Genomic DNA, 18,570 nt, shown 5'->3' with positions numbered 1-18,570 from the left:
GCACCCCACCGGGTGTGTACCGCAACTTCGAAGGGTGCACCACTATCGTCACCATCGAACGACCCCATTCACTCTCCCGTCGGTCTCGGGCAACTGCCGTACTCGGCGTCGGCGCTCTCGCCGGGGCCATGATCCTGACCGGTACGGTCGGTACCGCAGCCGCCGACACCGTCACCACCACTATCCCCGTCGCCGCATATCCAGCTGCAGTCGCGATCACCCCCGACGGTGCTCACGCCTACGTCACCAACCAAGGCAGCGGCACGGTGTCCGTGATCGACACCGCCACCAACACCGCCACGCCTGTCACCATCGCGGCCGGGGCGAATCTCATCGGGGTGGCGATCACCCCCGACGGCGCTCACGCCTACGTCACCGACAACTCCGCCAGCGGCACGGTGTCCGTGATCAACACCGCCACCAACACCGTCGCTGCCACCATCCCGGTCGCCTCATATCCGTTGGCAGTAGCGATCACCCCCGACGGTGCTCACGCTTACGTCACCAACCCCAGGAGCAAGTCGGTATCGGTGATCGAAACCGCCAACCCCACAGCCACTCCTGTCACCATCACGGTCCCCTCGGACGCCGGCAGGGTGGCGATCAGCCCCGACGGTGCCCGGGCCTACGTCACCAACTACGAAGGCAATACGGTGTCGGTGATCAACACCGCCACCAACACCGTCGACCCCACCCCGATCGCGGTCGGCGCGCATCCGTCGGGGGTGGCGTTTACTCCCAGCGGTGCTCGCGCCTACGTCGCCAACTCCGCCGGCGGCACGGTGTCGGTGATCGACACCGCCAACCCCACCGCAACTCCCGTCACCATCGCGGTCAGCGGGAATCCCGTCGGAGTGGCAATCACCCCCGACGGCACCCACGCCTACGTCACCGATAACGGCGGTAACACGGTGTCGGTGATCGACATTGCCACCAACACCGTCGCCGCCACCAAGATCGCGGTCGGCTCGTGGCCGGACGGGGTGGCGATCACCCCCGATGGTGCCCGCGCCTACGTCGCCAACTGGAACGGCAGCTCGGTGTCGGTGATCTCGATCAACCCCACCCCGACCTCGGATGGATCTTTGGAGGGCCTGGGGTCGTTGGACATCTTCGGGTCATTGGGTATCTTCGGGTCCTGATCGAGGCACCCCGACCTTGAATCCCTGCTGAACGCAGAAATGCCGAAGTTGTTCGGAACCCTGTGGTTCCGAACAACTTCGGCGTTCTTATGCCCGAATGGGCGGCAGATTTAGACGGACAGGCTCTGTCCGGGGAAGATCAAGTTCAGGTTCGGAACCTGGCTTGCGAGGTTCTCGAGCGAAATACCGTGGGCTGCAGCGATCTTCGACAGCGTATCGCCGGCCTTCACGACGTAATTGCCACCGGCGGTTGCTGCGGGAGCAGATTCGACGTGAGCCTCTGCGGTGACGGGGACCGAGACTGCTTCAGAGGTGCCCGCCGTGGTGCCGCCGGTGAGGTACTGACCACAGACTGGCCATGCACCGACGCCCTGACCTTCGAGAACGTTCTCGGCTACGCGGATCTGCTCCGACTGACTGGCGTTGGCAGCATTGCCGGATCCACCGAATGCATTCCAGGTGCTCTGCGTGAACTGCAGGCCGCCGTAGAAGCCGTTTCCGGTGTTGGCTGCCCAGTTTCCGGAGGACTCACAGTTTGCGACTCCGGACCAGTCGTGCCCTGCAGCCGAGGCGGTGCCGGTGCTCATGGCGAGAGGAATTGCGATTACTGCGCCTGCGGTTGCAACTGCGCCGAAGGCGCGCTTGAAAGTAATGCTGGTCATCAGGGGAAATCCTCTCCGCTACTGCGGACGACATCGGATCGGGCACTTGTGCGCCCTATCGAACGACTCGCCTGTCTCACTCCTGCCCCGCGAAGGTTTGGGGAGTACCGGACCCGCGGGGCAGAAGCACGCAGTTGCGGGTCGGTGTTTGTCCGGTTGTTTCGGACTGCCAACGACGCTAGGCGATGATCACGGAAAGGTCACGGGTCAATATTTTGGCACGATCGTATTAGAAAATTGACCAAATTTGACCTATATGCGCAGTTCAAAGGTTCAATTGAGGCTTCAACCGTACCAATCGTTATCCGTCCGTTACGTGACGACCATCACAGAGTATTTGTGACTCGCCGCACTGAATTGCCCGACTTGTTATCGAATCTGTGCTGCGAGGACCGATGCAAGTTCCTTCATCCAGACCAAAAATTCTTCCGGCCCGCCGAACATGACCCCGTCCACAGCGGCAACCTCCGGCGCGCAATCGGCGCCGCCCACCACCAACGCGTCGCCCCCAACGCCTCGGACTGCCGCAAATGCCGGCAAATCTCCGCGGTCATCGCCGGCGTAAGCAACTGCGTCAACGCCTGCTGTCGCGATTGAACGCAACAATCCCGTCCCTTTGTCCTCATCGACCGGTGCGCGCAACTCTTCGACGAGCTTGCCGGGTTCTCGCCGCAAGCCGGTCCGGCCGGCAATGTCGATGGTTGCCCGCTCCACCAGTTGCTGTGCAGCGACTCGATCGCCAGCCTGCCGCCAGTGCACAGCTACGGCCAGGCCCTTGCCCTCCACATGGATCCCGGGTGTTGCCGACGCTGCGAACACCCGTCGCAACTCGGCCTCGGCCTCCACTACGGTCGGTTTCCATTCTGCAACGGCCGGAAGCACCACGGGGCCGCTGTCCGTCCACGTTTCGACACCGTACGAACCCATGAGCACCACCGACTCCAACGACACTCGATCCCGCAAGAATGACACCGGCCGACCCGAGAGCAAACCGACCAATCCGAGATGACGTGAGAGCGAGCCGAGGACGTCTGCGGCGCCTGGCAAAAGAGCACTCGCCGACGGATCGTCGACAATCGGGGCCAGAACCCCGTCAAAGTCCATCACCAGTCCAGATCGTGCGGGATCAGACGTGAGGCGGGCAATAACGTCCGAAGCGGTTCTCATGGGTTCAGTCTGTCAAAGGTGCCGTCGCCCACGAACATGCACTCGGAGTCTCGCTTCCGTTAGAGTCCTGACAACGCTTACCAAATACGGGGGTAAAGATGAGCGAGATTTCTGTCGTCACTGACGACATCCGCAAATACGGCGCTACGGCAGCCGAAGCCGCGGGCCATGTTGCACAAGCCGCTGTTGTCGATCTCAATGCAAATCTTGCAGCGGTGGCACCGGCAGTGGGGCCTGTCGGTGTCGAATTCCTCGAAGCCTTCGCGCGCGCACAGGCCGCACACACCAAAGATGTTGCGGCTCTCGCAATGTTTTATGCCGGAACTTCCGCAACGGCCGGTGCGGCAGCCGAAACGTACGACGCCACCGACCAATCGACAGCGGCCGAACTTCGACGCACGACCACAAACAACGGTGAGCTCGCATGAACAGTCCCCACGATCCGACCACGGTGCTCGGGTTTCTGCAGGGCAGTGCGGTGGGACCCATGCTCGACACCCCTGCCGGTACCGCGGCGCTCGGTGCCGTCGAGCACTCGGCATTGGCTCCGGTCCTCGGGATGGAGATCCCCGGTGCGGTCGACCTACCGTCAATTCCCAATTTTCTGGTCGCGCCGGCGACTCCACAACTCCCGCCCAACGCTGCCGAATCGCTGATGCAAGGGATTGCGCTTCCATCGCTCCCCGGAGTCGACGCACTGTTCAAGCCCCTGATCGATCTGGCGGAGAGCCTCGGATCGGGCGTCTTCAACGGAACCAACCCCGTCAACATCCTCAATCAAGCCAGTGCCCTCATCGAGAGGGCCGGCGGATTATCCAAGAGCGGCCTGGCAGATGTCAGTCAGACCTGGAACGGCACCGGCAACGAAGTCGCCACAGATACCAATGAAGCCGCCTATCGCAGCGGGTCCGAACTCAGCGAACGCGGCAACGCGATCTCCACGACAACAGCCGCCGCTGCGGAGTCAGTGCAACGCGGCAATGCTCAGTTGGCTGCCATCGCGCAATCATTTGCGACGGCAGTTGTTGCTGCAGCGCCGATCGCATGGACACCTCCGGGGCAGGCAATGCTGCTGGCCGCCGCGTCCGAACATATGCAGGCCGCAATCGCTGCTGTCAATCAGACCCGCAGCGAAATGCTCGTACACACAACCGTCATGAACTCGCTTGCCGGATCGATCCCGGTTCCACCACCGCCTGTGAGCGACGCCCTCACCGCGTTGTCACCAACCGCACAGACAGCGGCACAACAGCTGACTCGGGTCGTCGAACAAGCCGGCTCCGGAACAACCGGCGCTGCAACACAAGGCCATTCGCAAGCAGGCGGATCGACGCCGGACCGTCAACTTCAATCAACCTTGGCGCGCACCACAGCGGCTAATGCTTCTGCCTCGCCACTCGCCGGCGTCGACAAACTGTGGGGAACGGGAAATCCACTCTCGTCCCCGGCCGCATCCTCGTCGTCACACGTTGCGAATGCCGTTGGCACAGGCGGATCGGTGACCGGAGCCAGCGCTGGAGGCGGAACATTCGGGGCCTCCAGCGGAAGCCGGGTCAGCGGAATTTCGGGAGCAGCCGCACTGTCCGGATCCGCCAGCGGTTCGACCTCTGTTGCTTCACCGGCAGTGGGCAGTCCGGCCGGCTCGATGGTGGGCACCAGCCCTGCCGGCGGCGGCATGATGGGCGGCGGCGCCGGCGGTGCGGGTACGCGCGGTCAACAAGATGACGAATCTTCCCGCACCACTCCGGGTTACCTGATCGACGTGTCCGACAACAACGCCATCATCGGAGAACTGCCAATGGTTACACCGGCCGTGATCGGAACCGAGGATCCTGATGGGGCGTTGTTTGCCAGCATCTGAGCACTAGCCCCCAACCTAGCGCAGGGCGAGAGTCGTTGGGCCAGAATGAGCCTCGCAAAAAAAGCTCCGAACACTTCGTAACACAGGCTGTCGTAGCGGCGATGAAATCGCTGTACGAACGTCAACGCGAAGTAAAGGAGCAGGAATATGGGTTCAACTGATTTCCTCAAATGGGTGCAAGAAGGAGACGATCCCTTCAGACAAACCCTCTCCACTCTGCTGTTCATCGTGGCCGGATTCTCACTCATGCTGAACGGCGACCCGTTCTGACCGATCGCCAGGTCACAAGACCTCCGAGGCGGGATCGAATTATCGTCTTGTTCGTGTGACGCTGCGGGCAGGGACCACCGGGCGCCCTGGTCGCAGCTACCGAGCACGGACTACATTTTCGGCCGAATGCCCCTGGGCCAGAGGGAACCTCGCAAGAAGACTTTCGCTACACGCAGTAACGCGGGCAATCCTGATCGCGATGAACTCGCTGAAGGATTGTCAGTATCGAACGTCAGTATCGAACAAGGAGTATGCAGATGGGTTCAGTCGACATATTGAATTGGCTCCAAGAGGGTGCAAGTGCCGGAGACCCCATTCGCGGGCCACTCTACGTCGTTGCGTTTATCGCAATCGGACTCGTGAGCGTACTGAGTGGCGGGGCCGTCATCTAAGCGACCAGCTGGTGGTAACTACTCGTTCCCACAGCCAGACTCGTGGCAGTCCTCGCTGGCCGTGATCTTGACCGGCGCAGGACAGCACGTGTCGCCTTTCCAAGCATTGACCCCTTCCTTCGCTGCAATGACGGCGATAACCAAGGCTGCGATCGGATCTGCCCACGACCAGCCGAAGAGACTGTTCAGGAGCAGTCCGACCAGAAGGACCGCAGACAGGTACGTGCACAGAAGTGTCTGCTTGGAATCGGCAACCGCGGAGAGCGAGCCCAGCTCGCGACCGGCACGGCGCTGAGCCCACGAGAGCACGGGCATGATCGCCAAACTCACTGCCGCAAGCATGATTCCAACCGTGGAATGCTGTGTCTCGCCGATGCCGAACAGTGATCGGACAGCATCGACGGTGACGTAGATGGCGAGACCGAAGAACGAAAATGCAATGATCCGAAGCGCCACCTTCTCCCGCGACTCTGGATCCTTTGCCGAAAACTGCCAGGCCACAGCTGCTGCGGACGAAACTTCGATCACAGAATCCAGCCCGAAGCCGATCAAAGCCGTCGACGAGACTCGAACACCTTCCGTGAGCGCGATAATCGCCTCGAGCACGTTGTAGCTGATAGTGACTGCGACAAAAATGCGGATGCGCCGCGAAAGTAACTGCCGCCGTTGATCAGTCAGTGCGGTAACTATTTTGACGTGCTCGAGCTCGGAAGCCATCAGCAGCATCCGTCGGCATCGGCGTCAGGGCAGCAGGATGGGTCGACTGCGAGAACCAAGCCGATCAAATCCTCGAGCGCGCGCCCGATCCGTGGATCTGCGAGCTCATACCGGCTGCGCCGCCCCTCGGGCACCGCGACAACTAATCCACACCCACGCAGGCACGCGAGATGATTCGACAAGATCTGCCGTGAAACGCCAATCTGCTCGGCCAAGTCCGAGGGATATCGCGGGCCAGTGCGCAGGCTCAGAAGAACCTCGGTTCGAGTCTTGTCCGACAGCGCGTTGCCGAAGCGGGACAACGCATCGCGGTGAATCATGGTTTCCATAAGGAAACAGTACATCCAATTCTGAATTCAGAAAAGAGTGAAACGATAATTCACACACCCTTGGGCTGACTTGCCAAAAGCATAGCCAGACTTTAGGGTGCTGACTACGGGATTACATAGTCAGCCTTCCCAGTTACGGAGCCTCGATATGAGCGTTACCACCGCAGCATCACATCGCACCGAATTTGACGCCACCTGGAAAAGTTTCGACGGAATCCACGGCGGACTTGCTGTTGCCAGAATGATTCGAACTGCTGCCGACGCAACCGGGGCAATTCCAGTCGCCGTCACAGCACACCTCGATCGACCCGTACCACCCGGACCTGCAGAGATGGTCGTCGATCGCACACTTGGCGGACGAACCATCAGTTGCCTTGTCACGCTTACCGGTTCCGGAACGGCGTTGGTCCGGCTCGCTCGAGATGTAGGCCCCTCGACACGATCCACCCTGAGTGTTGCACCGGCACCGAATGACCCGTCGACCTTGCCCCGACTCGAGATTCCCGTCGACTTCGTTCCGTTCTCACAACACCTCGACATCCGCCCGATCAACGCAGCGAGGCCCTTTGCCGGCGGCGACTCCCCCGAGTTCGACGTCTGGATCCGACTGCTCGACGACCTCGAGTTCACGACGCAAGAACGTTCGGCAGTCCTACTCGATGCCCTGCCACCGGGACTCTTCGCGACACTCACCAGGCCGGTAGCCATCCCGACCGTCGAATTCAGTGCACACTTCGCTCCAACGTCCCCGACAATGTCGCCGTGGCATCGCCTACGGCATCGCACGGTGTGGGCGACGGGTTCTCTGTGCGTCGATGAGACCGAACTATTCACCGCGACGGGAGAACTCGCAGCGCAGGCCAGGCAGCTTCGCCGAATACTCGCCTGAGTCTCGGATCCGACGTCGACGTTCGGCCCTGTTCGAGGAGCACGGTGCCCTTCTGAACCAAACCACGGCACCTGTCTCCGAATGTTTGTGGCCGGAACGGCGCGGGTACCTGGAATCCGCTGGGGTAGCACAGAAACGACTCACAGCGCGCACACCTCACGAGGAGGAACGCTCATGAAGGTGTACCTGACGTTTCTGCTGGGTGTAACAGTCGTATTCGCTCTCGCGGCCTCTGCCATTCTGTTTTTCACCGGATTCGCGCGGCAACCCGACTCGCACACGGCCCCGGATGCGGTCGTCGTCATCCATGGGCAGCCGCTCACCTGCGCCGGACTGTTTCACGAAACCTGCAGTTTCGATCTGCAGTCCGCATACAACCAGTGGGGACACGGCCTCGAAACCTTTGTCGACTCGGGGGCGCTCGGTCCGTATGCCCGCGAAATCCGCTTCACCGCTGCCGCAAAGCTAAGCCTGCAAGCATGTGGCATCAACAACACCGCGGGACGGACCGTTCTCGATTTCTACGATCTGGCACGTGTCGATCAACCCACCGCTACGACTACCGACCTCTTTCCCTTCTGGAATGAATCACTCCAATTCTTATGCCCGCCTATGTAGTCGTCCAATTCAGGCGCCGGACCGCTGTGCATCGATGGCTCCTGATCGTGAAGGATTCTGCTCTCTCAGCGAACACAATCCTTCACAATCAGACACGTTCGGCGAAAGCGCTCAGACAAACCCGAGTGCGCGTACCGAATCTCGTTCCTGCTCCAACTCGTTCACCGAGATGTTGATGCGGGCACGAGAGAAATCGTCGATCTCGAGACCCTGAACAATGCTGTATTCACCATCGGCGCAGGTCACCGGGAACGAGGAGATCAGACCGGCCGGAACACCGTACGAACCGTCCGACGGCACGGCCATCGATACCCAATCCCCGTCGGCGGTACCGCTCACCCAGTCACGGATGTGATCGATGGACGCGCTGGCCGCACTCGCCGCCGACGACGATCCACGTGCCGCAATGATCGCAGTGCCCCGCACCTGGACCGTGGGGATGAAATCGTTTTCCACCCATTCGCGGTCGCTGATCACCTCGAGTGCAGGCTTGCCCTCAACCGTCGCATGAGACAGGTCCGGGTACTGGGTAGCAGAGTGGTTTCCCCAGATCGATACTTTGTGAACGTTCGACGCCCGCGCGCCGGTCTTCTTGACTACCTGCGCAATTGCGCGATTGTGATCGAGCCGGGTCAACGCAGTGAAGCGAGTGCCCGGAACATCGGGAGCGTTGTTCATCGCAATCAACGCGTTGGTGTTCGCCGGGTTTCCCACCACGAGTACCTTCACGTCGGACGCCGCGTTGTTGTTGATCGCTTTGCCGTGCACCGAGAAGATCGCTCCGTTGGCACTGAGCAGGTCAGCGCGTTCCATTCCTTTGGACCGAGGCCGGGCACCGACCAGCATTCCGACGTTAGCCCCCGAAAATGCAGTGTCCGGGTCGTCAGTGATGTCGATGGAGCGCAGCAGCGGGAAAGCACCGTCGTCGAGTTCCATCGCCACGCCCTCAGCAGAAGACACCGCAGAAGGAATCTCGAGCAGGCGCAAGCGAACCGGAACGTCGAGGCCAAGCATGTCACCAGCAGCAATACGGAATAACATGCCGTAGGCGATCTGACCCGACGCTCCGGTTACTGTGACGGTCACGGGCGAAACACTCATTACCGACTCCTCCACTTGCCGTTCTGCTTTCGCATCTGCGAACGACTTCCACGCTAGTCCAGCAAACCCGCCACTTCGTGGTCCGTGAGTGTGGTTCTCGGCACTCGCCCAGCGGTCGTCACAAGCTCGACAGCCCGGTACAGTGGCCGCTCGGCAAGCCCCGCGCCACGCGCTTCCGCGCGCAGTTGTTCGATCAGTACTGACGACAATGCTGCCGCCGGCACCAACTCGCTCGACGCCAAAGCGTCGGCAAGCTTGCGGAGTGCCAGAATCTCCAGCTCGCGCCCGCCGCCTGCGGTGTACAGAGCGAGAGGAATTCGCACGGTCGACCGCCCGTCGGTCAGTTTCATGCTGGCTTCACTGATCCGGCCGGTCCGCACCAGGAGCTCGGCGGACACAACCTGTGCCACGTCGACCTCAGCGGTGCGGAATCCGGCTTGCGCCCGAACCTTGGTGCCGTACAACGTGATATGCCGACGCAGTGTCATCAAGATGGCGAGCGAAGTCGGTACCGCGATAATAAAGCCGACTAACAACGCCACCGTGTTCGACGCGAACAGGCTCACGATCAGTCCGATCACCACACCCACGATGATCACCGCCACGGCGATCTTCTTGAGCCGCGGCGCAATCAGTGCGATCGGAACCAGATCGAGGGAAACCGGTTCAGGGTCAGGAGACAACGAGAGTCCCGAGCCTGCCAACGACCTCGTCGAGAGCAACCGATTCCTGTTCACCCGTCGCGAGATGCTTGAGGACAACAACACCTTCTTCGAGTTCACGCTCACCGAGGACGAGCGCGTATGCAGCACCGGACTTGTCCGCGGCCTTCATCGAACCCTTGACCCCACGATTGCCGTACGCAAGATCAACGCGAATGCCACTGCCGCGCAACTGATGTGCGATGGCAACGAGCTTGCCCTTCGCCTCTGCGCCCATCGGAACACAGAAAACGTCGACCCGCGCCGGCGGTGCAACAGTCTTACCTTCGGCCGCAAGCGCCAACACCGTACGGTCAACGCCGATACCGAAACCGATGCCGGACAACGCTTGTCCGCCCAACTGCTCCATCAGACCGTCGTAACGACCGCCGCCGCCGATACCGGACTGAGCGCCCAGACCGTCGTGGACGAACTCGAACGTGGTCTTGGTGTAGTAGTCGAGCCCGCGAACCATCCGCGGATTGACCACGTACGGAACACCCAACGCGTCGAGGTGCGCGAGAACCTCGTCGAAGTGCGCCTTGCAGCTCTCCGACAGGTGATCGAGCATCAGCGGCGCATCAGCCGTCATTGCCCGGACGTCTTCACGCTTGTCGTCGAGGACACGCAGCGGGTTGATCTCAGCGCGGCGACGGGTCTCTTCGTCGAGCGGCAGAGCAAACAGGAATTCCTGAAGCAGTTCCCGGTACTGCGGACGGCACGTGTCGTCACCGAGCGAGGTGATCTCGAGGCGGAAACCGTCGAGGCCCAGCGAACGGAAACCTGCGTCGGCAATGGCGATGACCTCGGCGTCGAGCGCCGGATCGTCGATACCGATGGCCTCGACACCGACCTGCTGCAGCTGACGGTAGCGACCGGCCTGCGGACGCTCGTAGCGGAAGAAGGGACCGGCGTAGCTGACCTTGACGGGAAGCGTTCCGCGGTCGAGGTTGTGCTCGATGACGGCGCGCATGACACCGGCGGTGCCCTCGGGACGAAGGGTCACCGAGCGGTCACCGCGATCGGCGAAGGTGTACATCTCCTTGCTGACGACGTCGGTCGATTCGCCGACGCCGCGGGCGAACAGTGCGGTGTCCTCGAAAATCGGCAATTCGATATGGCCGTATCCGGCAAGTCGTGCGGCGCGTGTCAATCCGTCGCGGACGGCAACAAATTCGGCGGACTGCGGCGGAACGTAATCCGGGACGCCCTTGGGTGCAGAGAAGGTGCTGGCTTTACTCACGATTGGTTACTTTTCCTTATTTCTGTCCGCTGAGTCCAACGAGAAACGGATTGGAGCTTCTTTCGGCTCCGATGGAACTGTTGTCGCCGTGGCCGGGAAGGATGACGGTCGCGTCGTCCAAGATGAGAAGTTTGCGGGCCACCGAGTCGAGCAACTGCTCACCGTTCCCGCCGGGAAGGTCACTTCGGCCGATCGATCCCTGGAACAACGTGTCGCCGGTGAAGGCCAAATCGACCGGTCCTTCTTCCGTGCCGGCCTGGGTGCGGAAGACGACGGACCCCTGCGTGTGACCCGGAGTGTGATCGACCTCGAACGACATGCCGGCAAGTTCGAAGGCGTCGCCGTCGGCAAGTTCGATGACCTCGTCAGGTTCGACGAACGACATTCCTTGGATGAAGTCCTTCATCGTTGGTCCGATTCCCCGCGCCGGATCGCTGAGCATGTAACGATCGTCCGGATGAATGTATGCCGGAGCCGAGTACCGCTCGCACACCTCACGGGCCGACCAGATGTGGTCGAGATGCCCGTGGGTCAGCAAAACGGCCGTCACCGTCATGTCCTTGGAGTCGAGAAACTCGAACAGCGGCGCCGCAGCATCCTGGCCCGGGTCGACGACTACGCACTCGCACGCGTCGTCCTGAGCGAGTATGTAGCAGTTGGTTTGGAACATCCCGGCCGGAAAACCAGTCACGAGCACGTTGGGTAACTCCTCTTCGAAGGCACAATCAGGCAACACGGTGTCACGTACAGCCTAAAGCCGCTGCCCAGCCAGTAAGTTCTCAGGTTGCAGTGGGAGACTTCTTCACGCCTCACGTAATACTGATTAGAACCCGTTCCACCCGCGAATATGGAGGACTACAGCAGTGCCGAGTAACGAGCAGCGCCGCGAGACGGCCAAACGCAAGCTCGAGCGCCAGCTCGAGAACCGTGCAGAACGTGCCCGTAAGCGCAAGCAGATGACGATCGCCTATTCGGCAGCCGGAGTCGTCGCCGTTGTTGCTGTTGTCGCAGGCCTGGTGTGGTTCACAAACCGTGACGACAACAGCACCGACAACACCGCAGCCGACACGTCCACGTCGGAGCAGTCGGCAGGCGTCATGCCAGCCGGTCGTTCGACGCCTCTCGCCGACACTGTGAGCTGCTCGTACCCGACGGACGGTGGAGCGGCGTCCAAGCCCAACAACCCGCCGCGTACCGAGGGAGTTCCCACCACCGCTCCGGATGCGACTCCGAGCATCAGCATCGAAACGACGCAGGGAAATATCGGGTTGAATCTCGACGGAACACTGTCTCCGTGCACGGTCAACAGCTTTGTCAGCCTCGCCGAGCAGGGATACTTCAACGACACGTCCTGCCACCGATTGGTCACCGGAAGCGGGCTCCAGATCCTTCAGTGCGGCGATCCCACTGGAACCGGCACCGGCGGACCGGGCTACGGATTCGCCAATGAATTCCCCACAGATCAGTACTCCGAGTCCGATCCCGCGTTGACGTCCGCGGTCACCTACCCCCGCGGCACCATCGCGATGGCGAACTCCGGAGCACCGGGCAGCAACGGTAGCCAGTTCTTCCTGGTTTACGGCGATTCACAGCTTCCGCCGAATTACACCGTCTTCGGCACCATCGACGAGACGGGCATCGCCACCATCGAGAAGGTCGCTGCAGGCGGCGACGACGGCTCGATGTCCGCCGGCGGTGGAAAGCCCAACACGCCCATCGACATCAAGACCGTGAGGATCGACTGATGAAACGCGCATCCCTGGTGATTGCAGCCTTCGGCGCCACCGCTCTGGTCCTGGCAGGCTGCTCCAGCAACGATTCCGGAACTGCGACGCCGGCGACGTCGAGTGCGAAGTCGAGTGCAAAGTCGACAACCAAGGCGCCGCCGCTGGATTTGTCGCAGTTCGCTCAGCTGCCTCCTGTTCCGGCTCCGGCCGGCGCGACGGTCGACTGCTCCTACCCGGCCGCTGCGGGCGCAGCCAAGACGGTCAACCCGCCGAGCGCAACGGGTGTGCCGGCTGAGGGCATCGTCACGGTCCAGTTGACCACCACTGTCGGCCCCATCGGCATGGATCTCAACCGCACCGAAGCCCCCTGCACCGTCAACAGCATGGTCAGCCTGGTCGAGCAGAAGTACTTCGACAACACCCCGTGCCATCGACTCGTCACCAGCCCCGGTCTGCAGATCCTGCAGTGCGGCGATCCGTCGGGCAAGGGCACCGGCGGCCCGGGCTACGGCTTCGACAACGAGTACCCGACAACAGCATTCGCCGAAGGCGATCCCAAGGCAACGCTCTCGGCCGTCTACCCTCGCGGCACCCTCGCGATGGCCAACTCGGGTCAGCCCGGCAGTAACGGCAGCCAGTTCTTCCTCGTCTTCGAAGATTCGGTCCTGCCGCCCAACTACACGGTCTTCGGGACCATCGACGAAGCCGGACTAGCGACAATCGAGAAGGTCGCAGCCGGTGGCGACGACGGCTCGATGCCTGCCGGTGGCGGTACACCCAACACCCCGGTCACCATCGAGACCGCAGTAGTCGCCTAGCACTACGCAGACGATAAGTGGGGTGTGCGAGTCACTCTCGCACACCCGACCTACAGATACAGGTGTGGCCCGAGCAGAAGTTCTGCACGGGCCACACCTGCCTGGAATCTCCTACGACGCCGACGTCACTCGATAGACGTCGTAGACACCCTCGACATTGCGGACCACGTTGAGCACGTGACCCAGATGCTTCGGGTCACCCATCTCGAAGGTGAACTTACTGATCGCAACGCGGTCACCGGAGGTATTGACCGACGCCGACAGGATGTTGACCTTCTCGTCCGCCAATGCCTTGGTGACATCGGAGAGCAGACGGTGACGATCGAGGGCCTCGATCTGAATGGCGACCAGGAACACCGACGACGCGGACGGTGCCCATTCCACCTCGATGATCCGCTCGGACTGACCGTGCAGCGAGCTGGCATTGGTGCAGTCGGTGCGGTGAACACTGACTGCGCCGCCGCGCGTGACGAATCCGAGAATTGAATCGCCCGGTACCGGGGTGCAGCACTTCGCGAGTTTCGCCACCGTTCCCGGAGCACCGGGAACCAAGATGCCGGCGTCGCCGGTACTGCGAGTGCGGATCGGCATATTCGACGGCGTCGACCGCTCGGCCAGTTCCTCTTCGACTGCGCCGACGCCACCGAGATGCGCCACCAACCGCTGTACGACGTGGTGAGCACTGACCTGACTTTCACCCACCGCCGTGTACAGGGCTGAGACATCCGGGTACCGAAGTTCGTGCGCGATCGTGCTCATCGATTCGGCATTCATCAAGCGCTGCAATGGAAGTCCGACGCGTCGAACTTCCTTGGCAATCTGATCTTTGCCGGATTCGAGGGCTTCTTCGCGTCGTTCCTTCGCAAACCACTGACGAATTTTTGCCTTGGCCCGCGGTGAGACGACAAACGTCGCCCAGTCCCGACTGGGCCCTGCTGTGGCGGCCTTCGAGGTAAAGACCTCCACAACTTCGCCGTTGTCGAGCTTGCGTTCGAGAGCGACCAGTCGACCGTTGACGCGCGCGCCGATGCAGCGATGCCCCACCTCGGTGTGGACCGCGTATGCGAAGTCGACGGGCGTCGAACCTGCCGGCAAGGTCACCACGTCACCCTTGGGCGTGAAGACGAAGATCTCCTTGACCGCGAGGTCGTAGCGCAGCGATTCGAGGAACTCCCCCGGATCCGCAGCTTCACGTTGCCAGTCGAGTAGCTGACGCATCCACGCCATGTCGTCGACCTCGGCGATGTCGCCCGCGTGCTTGCCCTTGGTTTCCTTGTACCGCCAGTGAGCAGCGATACCGAATTCGGCCGTCCGGTGCATGTCCTGAGTACGGATCTGCACCTCGAGTGGCTTGCCCTCGGGACCGACGACCGTCGTGTGCAACGACTGGTAGACGCCGTACCGCGGCTGCGCGATGTAGTCCTTGAAACGTCCTGCCATCGGCTGCCACAACGAATGAACGACGCCGACAGCGGCGTAACAGTCACGGACTTCGTCGCACAGGATGCGAACGCCGACAAGGTCATGAATGTCGTCGAAGTCGCGGCCCTTGACGATCATCTTCTGATAGATCGACCAGTAATGCTTGGGACGTCCTTCGACGATGGCATTGATCCGCGACGCCGACAGCGTCGAGTTGATCTCCGCCCGGACCTTCGCCAAGTATGTGTCGCGTGACGGCGCACGATCAGCCACCAGACGCACGATCTCGTCGTACTTCTTGGGATGCAGGATCGCGAAGGAAAGATCCTCGAGTTCCCATTTGACTGTCGCCATACCGAGCCGATGCGCAAGTGGCGCAATCACTTCGAGAGTTTCGCGCGCCTTGCGGGCTTGCTTCTCCGGTGGCAGGAAGCGCATGGTCCGCATGTTGTGCAGGCGGTCGGCAACCTTGATGACGAGTACCCGAGGGTCGCGTGCCATCGCGATGATCATCTTGCGGATGGTCTCGCCTTCGGCTGCTGTTCCGAGGACAACCTTGTCGAGTTTGGTGACGCCGTCGACGAGGTGCGCAACCTCGTCACCGAAGTCGCGGGTCAACTCCTCCAGCGAGTATCCGGTGTCCTCAACCGTGTCGTGAAGCAGTGCGGCCACCAGGGTGGTGGTGTCCATACCCAACTCGGCCAGGATGCTCGCGACAGCCAACGGGTGGGTGATGTAGGGATCGCCGGATTTACGACGCTGACTCGAGTGCCGTTCTTCTGCGACGTCGTAAGCACGCTGGAGCAGCGCCAAATCGGCCTTCGGGTACAGCTCACGATGCAGGCTGACCAGTGGTTCGAGAACCGGGCGGATGGTGGCATTGCGCTGACCCGTGATGCGGCGAGCCAGACGCGCCCGAACGCGGCGGGACGCAGATGCGGGCACGGCCACACCCTGACCGATCCGGTTGCCTGCTGTTTGCGAAGAAGTATCCGCATCCGGGATTCCGGACTTCGATGGTGTCGTATCCGGAACCGGGGTGTTACCCGCTTCCTGCGACACTGCACCCGAGTTCTGTGATCGATCAAGATTCGACGTCATGTCGCCACCTCCTACCACCGAGTTGGTTGAGGCAACCGCCCTGCAACGGGAAATTGCCCTGGAGGTCTACTTCGACCCCCAGGTGCCAACTTTAATACTCAGACCTTGACCAGGGATGTCAGTGGGTACTTAACGAAGCGATCTCGGCCCCGAAGTTCCTCGATCTCGAGCACCACTGCCACGGCGACGACGTTCGCGCCGGCCAACTCCACCAACTGCACCGCTGCTTCCAGTGTCCCTCCGGTAGCCAGAACGTCGTCGATCACCAAAACATTCCGTCCGGTGAGATCGAAGCCGTTCGCTGGAATCTCGAGGGTCGACGAGCCGTATTCGAGGCTGTACGAGCGCGATAGCACCGGTGGTGGCAGTTTGCCGACCTTGCGGACCGCAACCACTCCAGCGCCCATACGCGCCGCCGCACCGGCACCGAGAAGGAAGCCACGCGCATCGACGGCAGCAATCGTGTCTGCGTCGGGTGCGCAAGCGATCAAAGCGTCCAGCACCGCGCTGAAACCTTCGGCGTCGGCGAACACCGGCGTCAGGTCCGCGAATCGCACGCCCTGGCTGGGAAAGTTATCGGCCCACCTCGTGAGGCGAACAACGGCCTCCGAGGCCGCCCGGTTAATTTCCCTCAGTTCATCCACAGAAGTCCCTGCAGTGATCTCACTCGACATCGTCATCTACGCAATACCCATCTATCCATATTCCAGCCTGTGGCGGAGCGAGTCGGATTGGCTACCACCGCGCTCATACCCTGAGCAACGGCAACAGTTCGCACCTGATTGAACAGAGGAATAGTAGGCACTTGCGTCCAGAGGATGTTCTCCGCCTCCACCGACAGTCCCAATTGCGCAGCTATTCCTGGATCAGTGTCCAGTTGATCGATGATCTGGTCGATCCGAGTGTTGTGGTATCCACTGAAATTCGAGGAGTTTCCACCGCGCAGCGCTCCCCGGGCGTCGATCATGTCCACCATGCCCGCTGCGCCGGCTTGACCGGCGGTACCGGCAAGGACGGCATCGACGTCGCCGCCGCGCAGAGCCTGCGGTTCGAAGCTCGGACTACTGACATCGTCGACTGTGATTCCCGCCGGTGCGCACGCAGCCTTCACCTCGGACACGATTTGAGCGCGCGCCGGGTCCGGAGCAAGATATCCGACTCTCACCGTCAACCCGTCCAACCCTGCCTCGGACAGCGAAACTTTGGTCGCCGCAACGTCCGCATTGCTGTAGCGATCGCCGTCGGTGGCTGCGGCATCGCGGTAGACGAGCGAATCAGGAACGGCCAGACGGGAATCCACGACACCCGACCCGACACCGGTTGCCGGCGCATTCGGTGTCTTGCCGAACTGATCGAACAACGCCGACCGCGGAACACAATGCGCAAACGCTCGGCGGGCCGCTTCGTCGCCGAGAACTCCCGACGTCGCCAGAATGAATTGTTCGATGGATCGCGAAGGGATCTGGACCGACGAAAATCCTGACAGCTCGCCGAGATCTCCGGCCGCGCCGGCACCAACGTCGATCACTTCGATGGAGTGCGAATCCACATCCTTGACAAGATCCACCCCGCGCGGCCAGACGACAATGCGATCGGTGGCAGGCTTGTTGCCCCACCATCGCTCATTGGCAACCAGTACCAGCCCACCGTCTTCGGTGTACTCGTCGACCCGATACGGACCGGACGATACGAGGACGGTCTTGTCCAACTGTCCCGGCACCATGTTCCAGCCGGTGTTCCAGAAATCCGCGATCTTCGAGAGTGCTTCGGTGTCGCCTGAATTCACCGCGGTAACCAGATCCGGCACCCCGGCACGTTGCGCCGCGATATGCGACGGCATCAAGGAGGTAGCTCCGAAAAGCGTTCGCCATTCAGTGAACGCGCGACCCGGCTTGAAGACGACGGTGGCGTCCTTGGATCCCGATTGGCAATCGATCCGGTCGATATCCGAATATCCCAACGTATTCGCCACGTCGAACATCGGCACCTGGGCGCCGTCGACGTCCTTCGTGAACCGGCCGTTGGACGCCGCCCACGTGAGCACCAGATCGTCACACGAGAGCGGAACCCCGTCGGAGTACACAGATGACGGATTGAGCTTGTACGCCACCGTCAACGTCTGACCCGGCAACTCCGCCGCGGTACCGATGTCGGTATCGGATACCGGCGCCCCAACGGGACCGGTGAATGTGAAGCCAGGCAGGACCCGGCCGAGAGCTGCCATCGCTCCCGAAACGGATCCCGCCGTCGTATTTGCGTTGTACGTCGTGATGGTGTTGTCGATTGCATATCCGATGGACGGAACCTGCTCGGAATCTTCCGACGAGCAGGCCGCCAACGAACCTGTGACCACCGCAGTGGCAGCAACCAATGACAGCGAGCGAACGAGTGCTCGCCTCAGGTGGAGCAT

20 protein-coding genes are annotated in these 18,570 nt (G+C 61.6%); 9 read left to right on the top strand and 11 right to left on the bottom strand.

Going from position 1 to position 18,570, the window contains the following annotated elements:
• The first annotated feature begins 14 nt into the window (after positions 1 to 14).
• Positions 15 to 1,142: a YncE family protein gene (locus tag BDB13_RS17005; protein WP_254922843.1), complete on the top strand. Its 1,128-nt coding sequence runs from the start codon at positions 15 to 17 to the stop codon at positions 1,140 to 1,142.
• Between the two features lie 110 nt (positions 1,143 to 1,252).
• Here the strand turns inward: BDB13_RS17005 and BDB13_RS17000 are convergent, their stop codons facing one another.
• Entirely contained in the window at positions 1,253 to 1,804 is a 552-nt protein-coding gene (locus BDB13_RS17000) for a LysM peptidoglycan-binding domain-containing protein (protein ID WP_094272669.1), read from the bottom strand.
• A gap of 369 nt (positions 1,805 to 2,173) precedes the next feature.
• Positions 2,174 to 2,971 carry a trehalose-phosphatase gene (gene otsB, locus BDB13_RS16995; protein WP_094272668.1) on the bottom strand — a complete coding sequence of 266 codons (798 nt, stop codon included), beginning with the start codon at positions 2,969 to 2,971 and terminating at the stop codon, positions 2,174 to 2,176.
• A 98-nt stretch (positions 2,972 to 3,069) separates the two neighbouring features.
• Here otsB and BDB13_RS16990 point away from each other — a divergent pair, with 98 nt between their 5' ends.
• The 4 genes from BDB13_RS16990 (at position 3,070) to BDB13_RS32955 (ending at position 5,494) form a co-directional block, all read left to right on the top strand.
• Positions 3,070 to 3,399 (top strand): type VII secretion target, encoded by a 330-nt coding sequence (locus BDB13_RS16990; protein WP_094272667.1) that lies wholly within the window; start codon positions 3,070 to 3,072, stop codon positions 3,397 to 3,399.
• On the top strand, positions 3,396 to 4,832 hold the full coding sequence (locus BDB13_RS16985; RefSeq protein ID WP_254922842.1) for a hypothetical protein: 1,437 nt from the start codon (positions 3,396 to 3,398) through the stop codon (positions 4,830 to 4,832). The genes BDB13_RS16990 and BDB13_RS16985 overlap by 4 nt, the downstream gene beginning before the upstream one ends.
• 147 nt (positions 4,833 to 4,979) lie before the next feature.
• On the top strand, positions 4,980 to 5,102 hold the full coding sequence (locus BDB13_RS32960; RefSeq protein ID WP_254922841.1) for a hypothetical protein: 123 nt from the start codon (positions 4,980 to 4,982) through the stop codon (positions 5,100 to 5,102).
• A gap of 257 nt (positions 5,103 to 5,359) precedes the next feature.
• A complete protein-coding gene (locus BDB13_RS32955; protein ID WP_254922840.1) occupies positions 5,360 to 5,494 on the top strand; it encodes a hypothetical protein in 135 nt (44 codons plus the stop codon).
• Positions 5,495 to 5,512: 18 nt separating this feature from the next.
• Here BDB13_RS32955 and BDB13_RS16980 read toward each other — a convergent pair whose 3' ends face one another.
• Both BDB13_RS16980 and BDB13_RS16975 read right to left on the bottom strand, forming a co-directional pair.
• The gene (locus BDB13_RS16980; RefSeq protein WP_176459598.1) at positions 5,513 to 6,211 is read right to left on the bottom strand and encodes a cation transporter; all 699 of its coding nucleotides are present in this window, start codon (positions 6,209 to 6,211) and stop codon (positions 5,513 to 5,515) included.
• Complete coding sequence (locus tag BDB13_RS16975; RefSeq protein ID WP_094272665.1) at positions 6,211 to 6,540, bottom strand: ArsR/SmtB family transcription factor; 330 nt, start codon at positions 6,538 to 6,540, stop codon at positions 6,211 to 6,213. Before BDB13_RS16975 ends, BDB13_RS16980 begins: the two co-directional genes overlap by 1 nt.
• Before the next feature lie 148 nt (positions 6,541 to 6,688).
• Here BDB13_RS16975 and BDB13_RS16970 point away from each other — a divergent pair, with 148 nt between their 5' ends.
• On the top strand, positions 6,689 to 7,429 hold the full coding sequence (locus tag BDB13_RS16970; protein ID WP_094272664.1) for an acyl-CoA thioesterase: 741 nt from the start codon (positions 6,689 to 6,691) through the stop codon (positions 7,427 to 7,429).
• A gap of 174 nt (positions 7,430 to 7,603) precedes the next feature.
• Positions 7,604 to 8,047, top strand: coding sequence for a hypothetical protein (locus BDB13_RS16965; protein ID WP_094272663.1), 444 nt, complete (start codon positions 7,604 to 7,606; stop codon positions 8,045 to 8,047).
• Positions 8,048 to 8,158: 111 nt separating this feature from the next.
• Here BDB13_RS16965 and BDB13_RS16960 read toward each other — a convergent pair whose 3' ends face one another.
• Genes BDB13_RS16960 through BDB13_RS16945 form a run of 4 tightly spaced genes read right to left on the bottom strand, consistent with a single transcriptional unit; the run spans position 8,159 to position 11,789 of the window.
• On the bottom strand, positions 8,159 to 9,148 hold the full coding sequence (locus BDB13_RS16960) for a malate dehydrogenase (protein ID WP_094272662.1): 990 nt from the start codon (positions 9,146 to 9,148) through the stop codon (positions 8,159 to 8,161).
• A 53-nt stretch (positions 9,149 to 9,201) separates the two neighbouring features.
• The gene (locus BDB13_RS16955; protein ID WP_094272661.1) at positions 9,202 to 9,831 is read right to left on the bottom strand and encodes a hypothetical protein; all 630 of its coding nucleotides are present in this window, start codon (positions 9,829 to 9,831) and stop codon (positions 9,202 to 9,204) included.
• The gene (gene hisS, locus BDB13_RS16950) at positions 9,821 to 11,092 is read right to left on the bottom strand and encodes a histidine--tRNA ligase (RefSeq protein WP_094272660.1); all 1,272 of its coding nucleotides are present in this window, start codon (positions 11,090 to 11,092) and stop codon (positions 9,821 to 9,823) included. Before hisS ends, BDB13_RS16955 begins: the two co-directional genes overlap by 11 nt.
• A gap of 16 nt (positions 11,093 to 11,108) precedes the next feature.
• Positions 11,109 to 11,789 (bottom strand): MBL fold metallo-hydrolase, encoded by a 681-nt coding sequence (locus BDB13_RS16945; protein WP_094272659.1) that lies wholly within the window; start codon positions 11,787 to 11,789, stop codon positions 11,109 to 11,111.
• A 166-nt stretch (positions 11,790 to 11,955) separates the two neighbouring features.
• On the opposite strand from BDB13_RS16945, the gene BDB13_RS16940 reads away from it, so the two are divergent.
• Positions 11,956 to 12,837 carry a peptidylprolyl isomerase gene (locus tag BDB13_RS16940; RefSeq protein WP_094272658.1) on the top strand — a complete coding sequence of 294 codons (882 nt, stop codon included), beginning with the start codon at positions 11,956 to 11,958 and terminating at the stop codon, positions 12,835 to 12,837.
• Positions 12,837 to 13,637 (top strand): peptidylprolyl isomerase, encoded by an 801-nt coding sequence (locus BDB13_RS16935; RefSeq protein WP_094272657.1) that lies wholly within the window; start codon positions 12,837 to 12,839, stop codon positions 13,635 to 13,637. Before BDB13_RS16940 ends, BDB13_RS16935 begins: the two co-directional genes overlap by 1 nt.
• Positions 13,638 to 13,748: 111 nt before the next feature.
• Here BDB13_RS16935 and BDB13_RS16930 read toward each other — a convergent pair whose 3' ends face one another.
• From BDB13_RS16930 to BDB13_RS16920, 3 genes are all read right to left on the bottom strand, one after another.
• Entirely contained in the window at positions 13,749 to 16,160 is a 2,412-nt protein-coding gene (locus BDB13_RS16930; protein WP_094272656.1) for a RelA/SpoT family protein, read from the bottom strand.
• Between the two features lie 98 nt (positions 16,161 to 16,258).
• Entirely contained in the window at positions 16,259 to 16,834 is a 576-nt protein-coding gene (locus BDB13_RS16925) for an adenine phosphoribosyltransferase (protein WP_441347238.1), read from the bottom strand.
• Between the two features lie 2 nt (positions 16,835 to 16,836).
• The gene (locus BDB13_RS16920; protein WP_094272654.1) at positions 16,837 to 18,570 is read right to left on the bottom strand and encodes an ABC transporter substrate-binding protein; all 1,734 of its coding nucleotides are present in this window, start codon (positions 18,568 to 18,570) and stop codon (positions 16,837 to 16,839) included.

The organism is Rhodococcus sp. OK302 (assembly GCF_002245895.1).
GTDB lineage: Bacteria > Actinomycetota > Actinomycetes > Mycobacteriales > Mycobacteriaceae > Rhodococcus_F.
The sequence above is the reverse complement of the archived record's forward strand: the minus strand, read 5'-3'. Positions and strand labels throughout refer to the sequence as shown.

What these genes read in the sequence shown, in the direction of transcription:
- BDB13_RS32960 (WP_254922841.1), top strand. Translation starts at nt 4,980, where the DNA reads ATGGGTTCAACTGATTTCCTCAAATGGGTGCAAGAAGGAGACGATCCC.
- BDB13_RS16980 (WP_176459598.1), bottom strand. Translation starts at nt 6,211, where the DNA reads ATGGCTTCCGAGCTCGAGCACGTCAAAATAGTTACCGCACTGACTGAT.
- BDB13_RS16930 (WP_094272656.1), bottom strand. Translation starts at nt 16,160, where the DNA reads ATGACGTCGAATCTTGATCGATCACAGAACTCGGGTGCAGTGTCGCAG.
- BDB13_RS16975 (WP_094272665.1), bottom strand. Translation starts at nt 6,540, where the DNA reads ATGGAAACCATGATTCACCGCGATGCGTTGTCCCGCTTCGGCAACGCG.
- BDB13_RS16935 (WP_094272657.1), top strand. Translation starts at nt 12,837, where the DNA reads ATGAAACGCGCATCCCTGGTGATTGCAGCCTTCGGCGCCACCGCTCTG.
- BDB13_RS16960 (WP_094272662.1), bottom strand. Translation starts at nt 9,148, where the DNA reads ATGAGTGTTTCGCCCGTGACCGTCACAGTAACCGGAGCGTCGGGTCAG.
- BDB13_RS16985 (WP_254922842.1), top strand. Translation starts at nt 3,396, where the DNA reads ATGAACAGTCCCCACGATCCGACCACGGTGCTCGGGTTTCTGCAGGGC.
- otsB (WP_094272668.1), bottom strand. Translation starts at nt 2,971, where the DNA reads ATGAGAACCGCTTCGGACGTTATTGCCCGCCTCACGTCTGATCCCGCA.
- BDB13_RS32955 (WP_254922840.1), top strand. Translation starts at nt 5,360, where the DNA reads ATGGGTTCAGTCGACATATTGAATTGGCTCCAAGAGGGTGCAAGTGCC.
- BDB13_RS16925 (WP_441347238.1), bottom strand. Translation starts at nt 16,834, where the DNA reads ATGTCGAGTGAGATCACTGCAGGGACTTCTGTGGATGAACTGAGGGAA.
- BDB13_RS17000 (WP_094272669.1), bottom strand. Translation starts at nt 1,804, where the DNA reads ATGACCAGCATTACTTTCAAGCGCGCCTTCGGCGCAGTTGCAACCGCA.
- BDB13_RS16965 (WP_094272663.1), top strand. Translation starts at nt 7,604, where the DNA reads ATGAAGGTGTACCTGACGTTTCTGCTGGGTGTAACAGTCGTATTCGCT.
- BDB13_RS16920 (WP_094272654.1), bottom strand. Translation starts at nt 18,570, where the DNA reads ATGCTCCACCTGAGGCGAGCACTCGTTCGCTCGCTGTCATTGGTTGCT.
- BDB13_RS16970 (WP_094272664.1), top strand. Translation starts at nt 6,689, where the DNA reads ATGAGCGTTACCACCGCAGCATCACATCGCACCGAATTTGACGCCACC.
- BDB13_RS16990 (WP_094272667.1), top strand. Translation starts at nt 3,070, where the DNA reads ATGAGCGAGATTTCTGTCGTCACTGACGACATCCGCAAATACGGCGCT.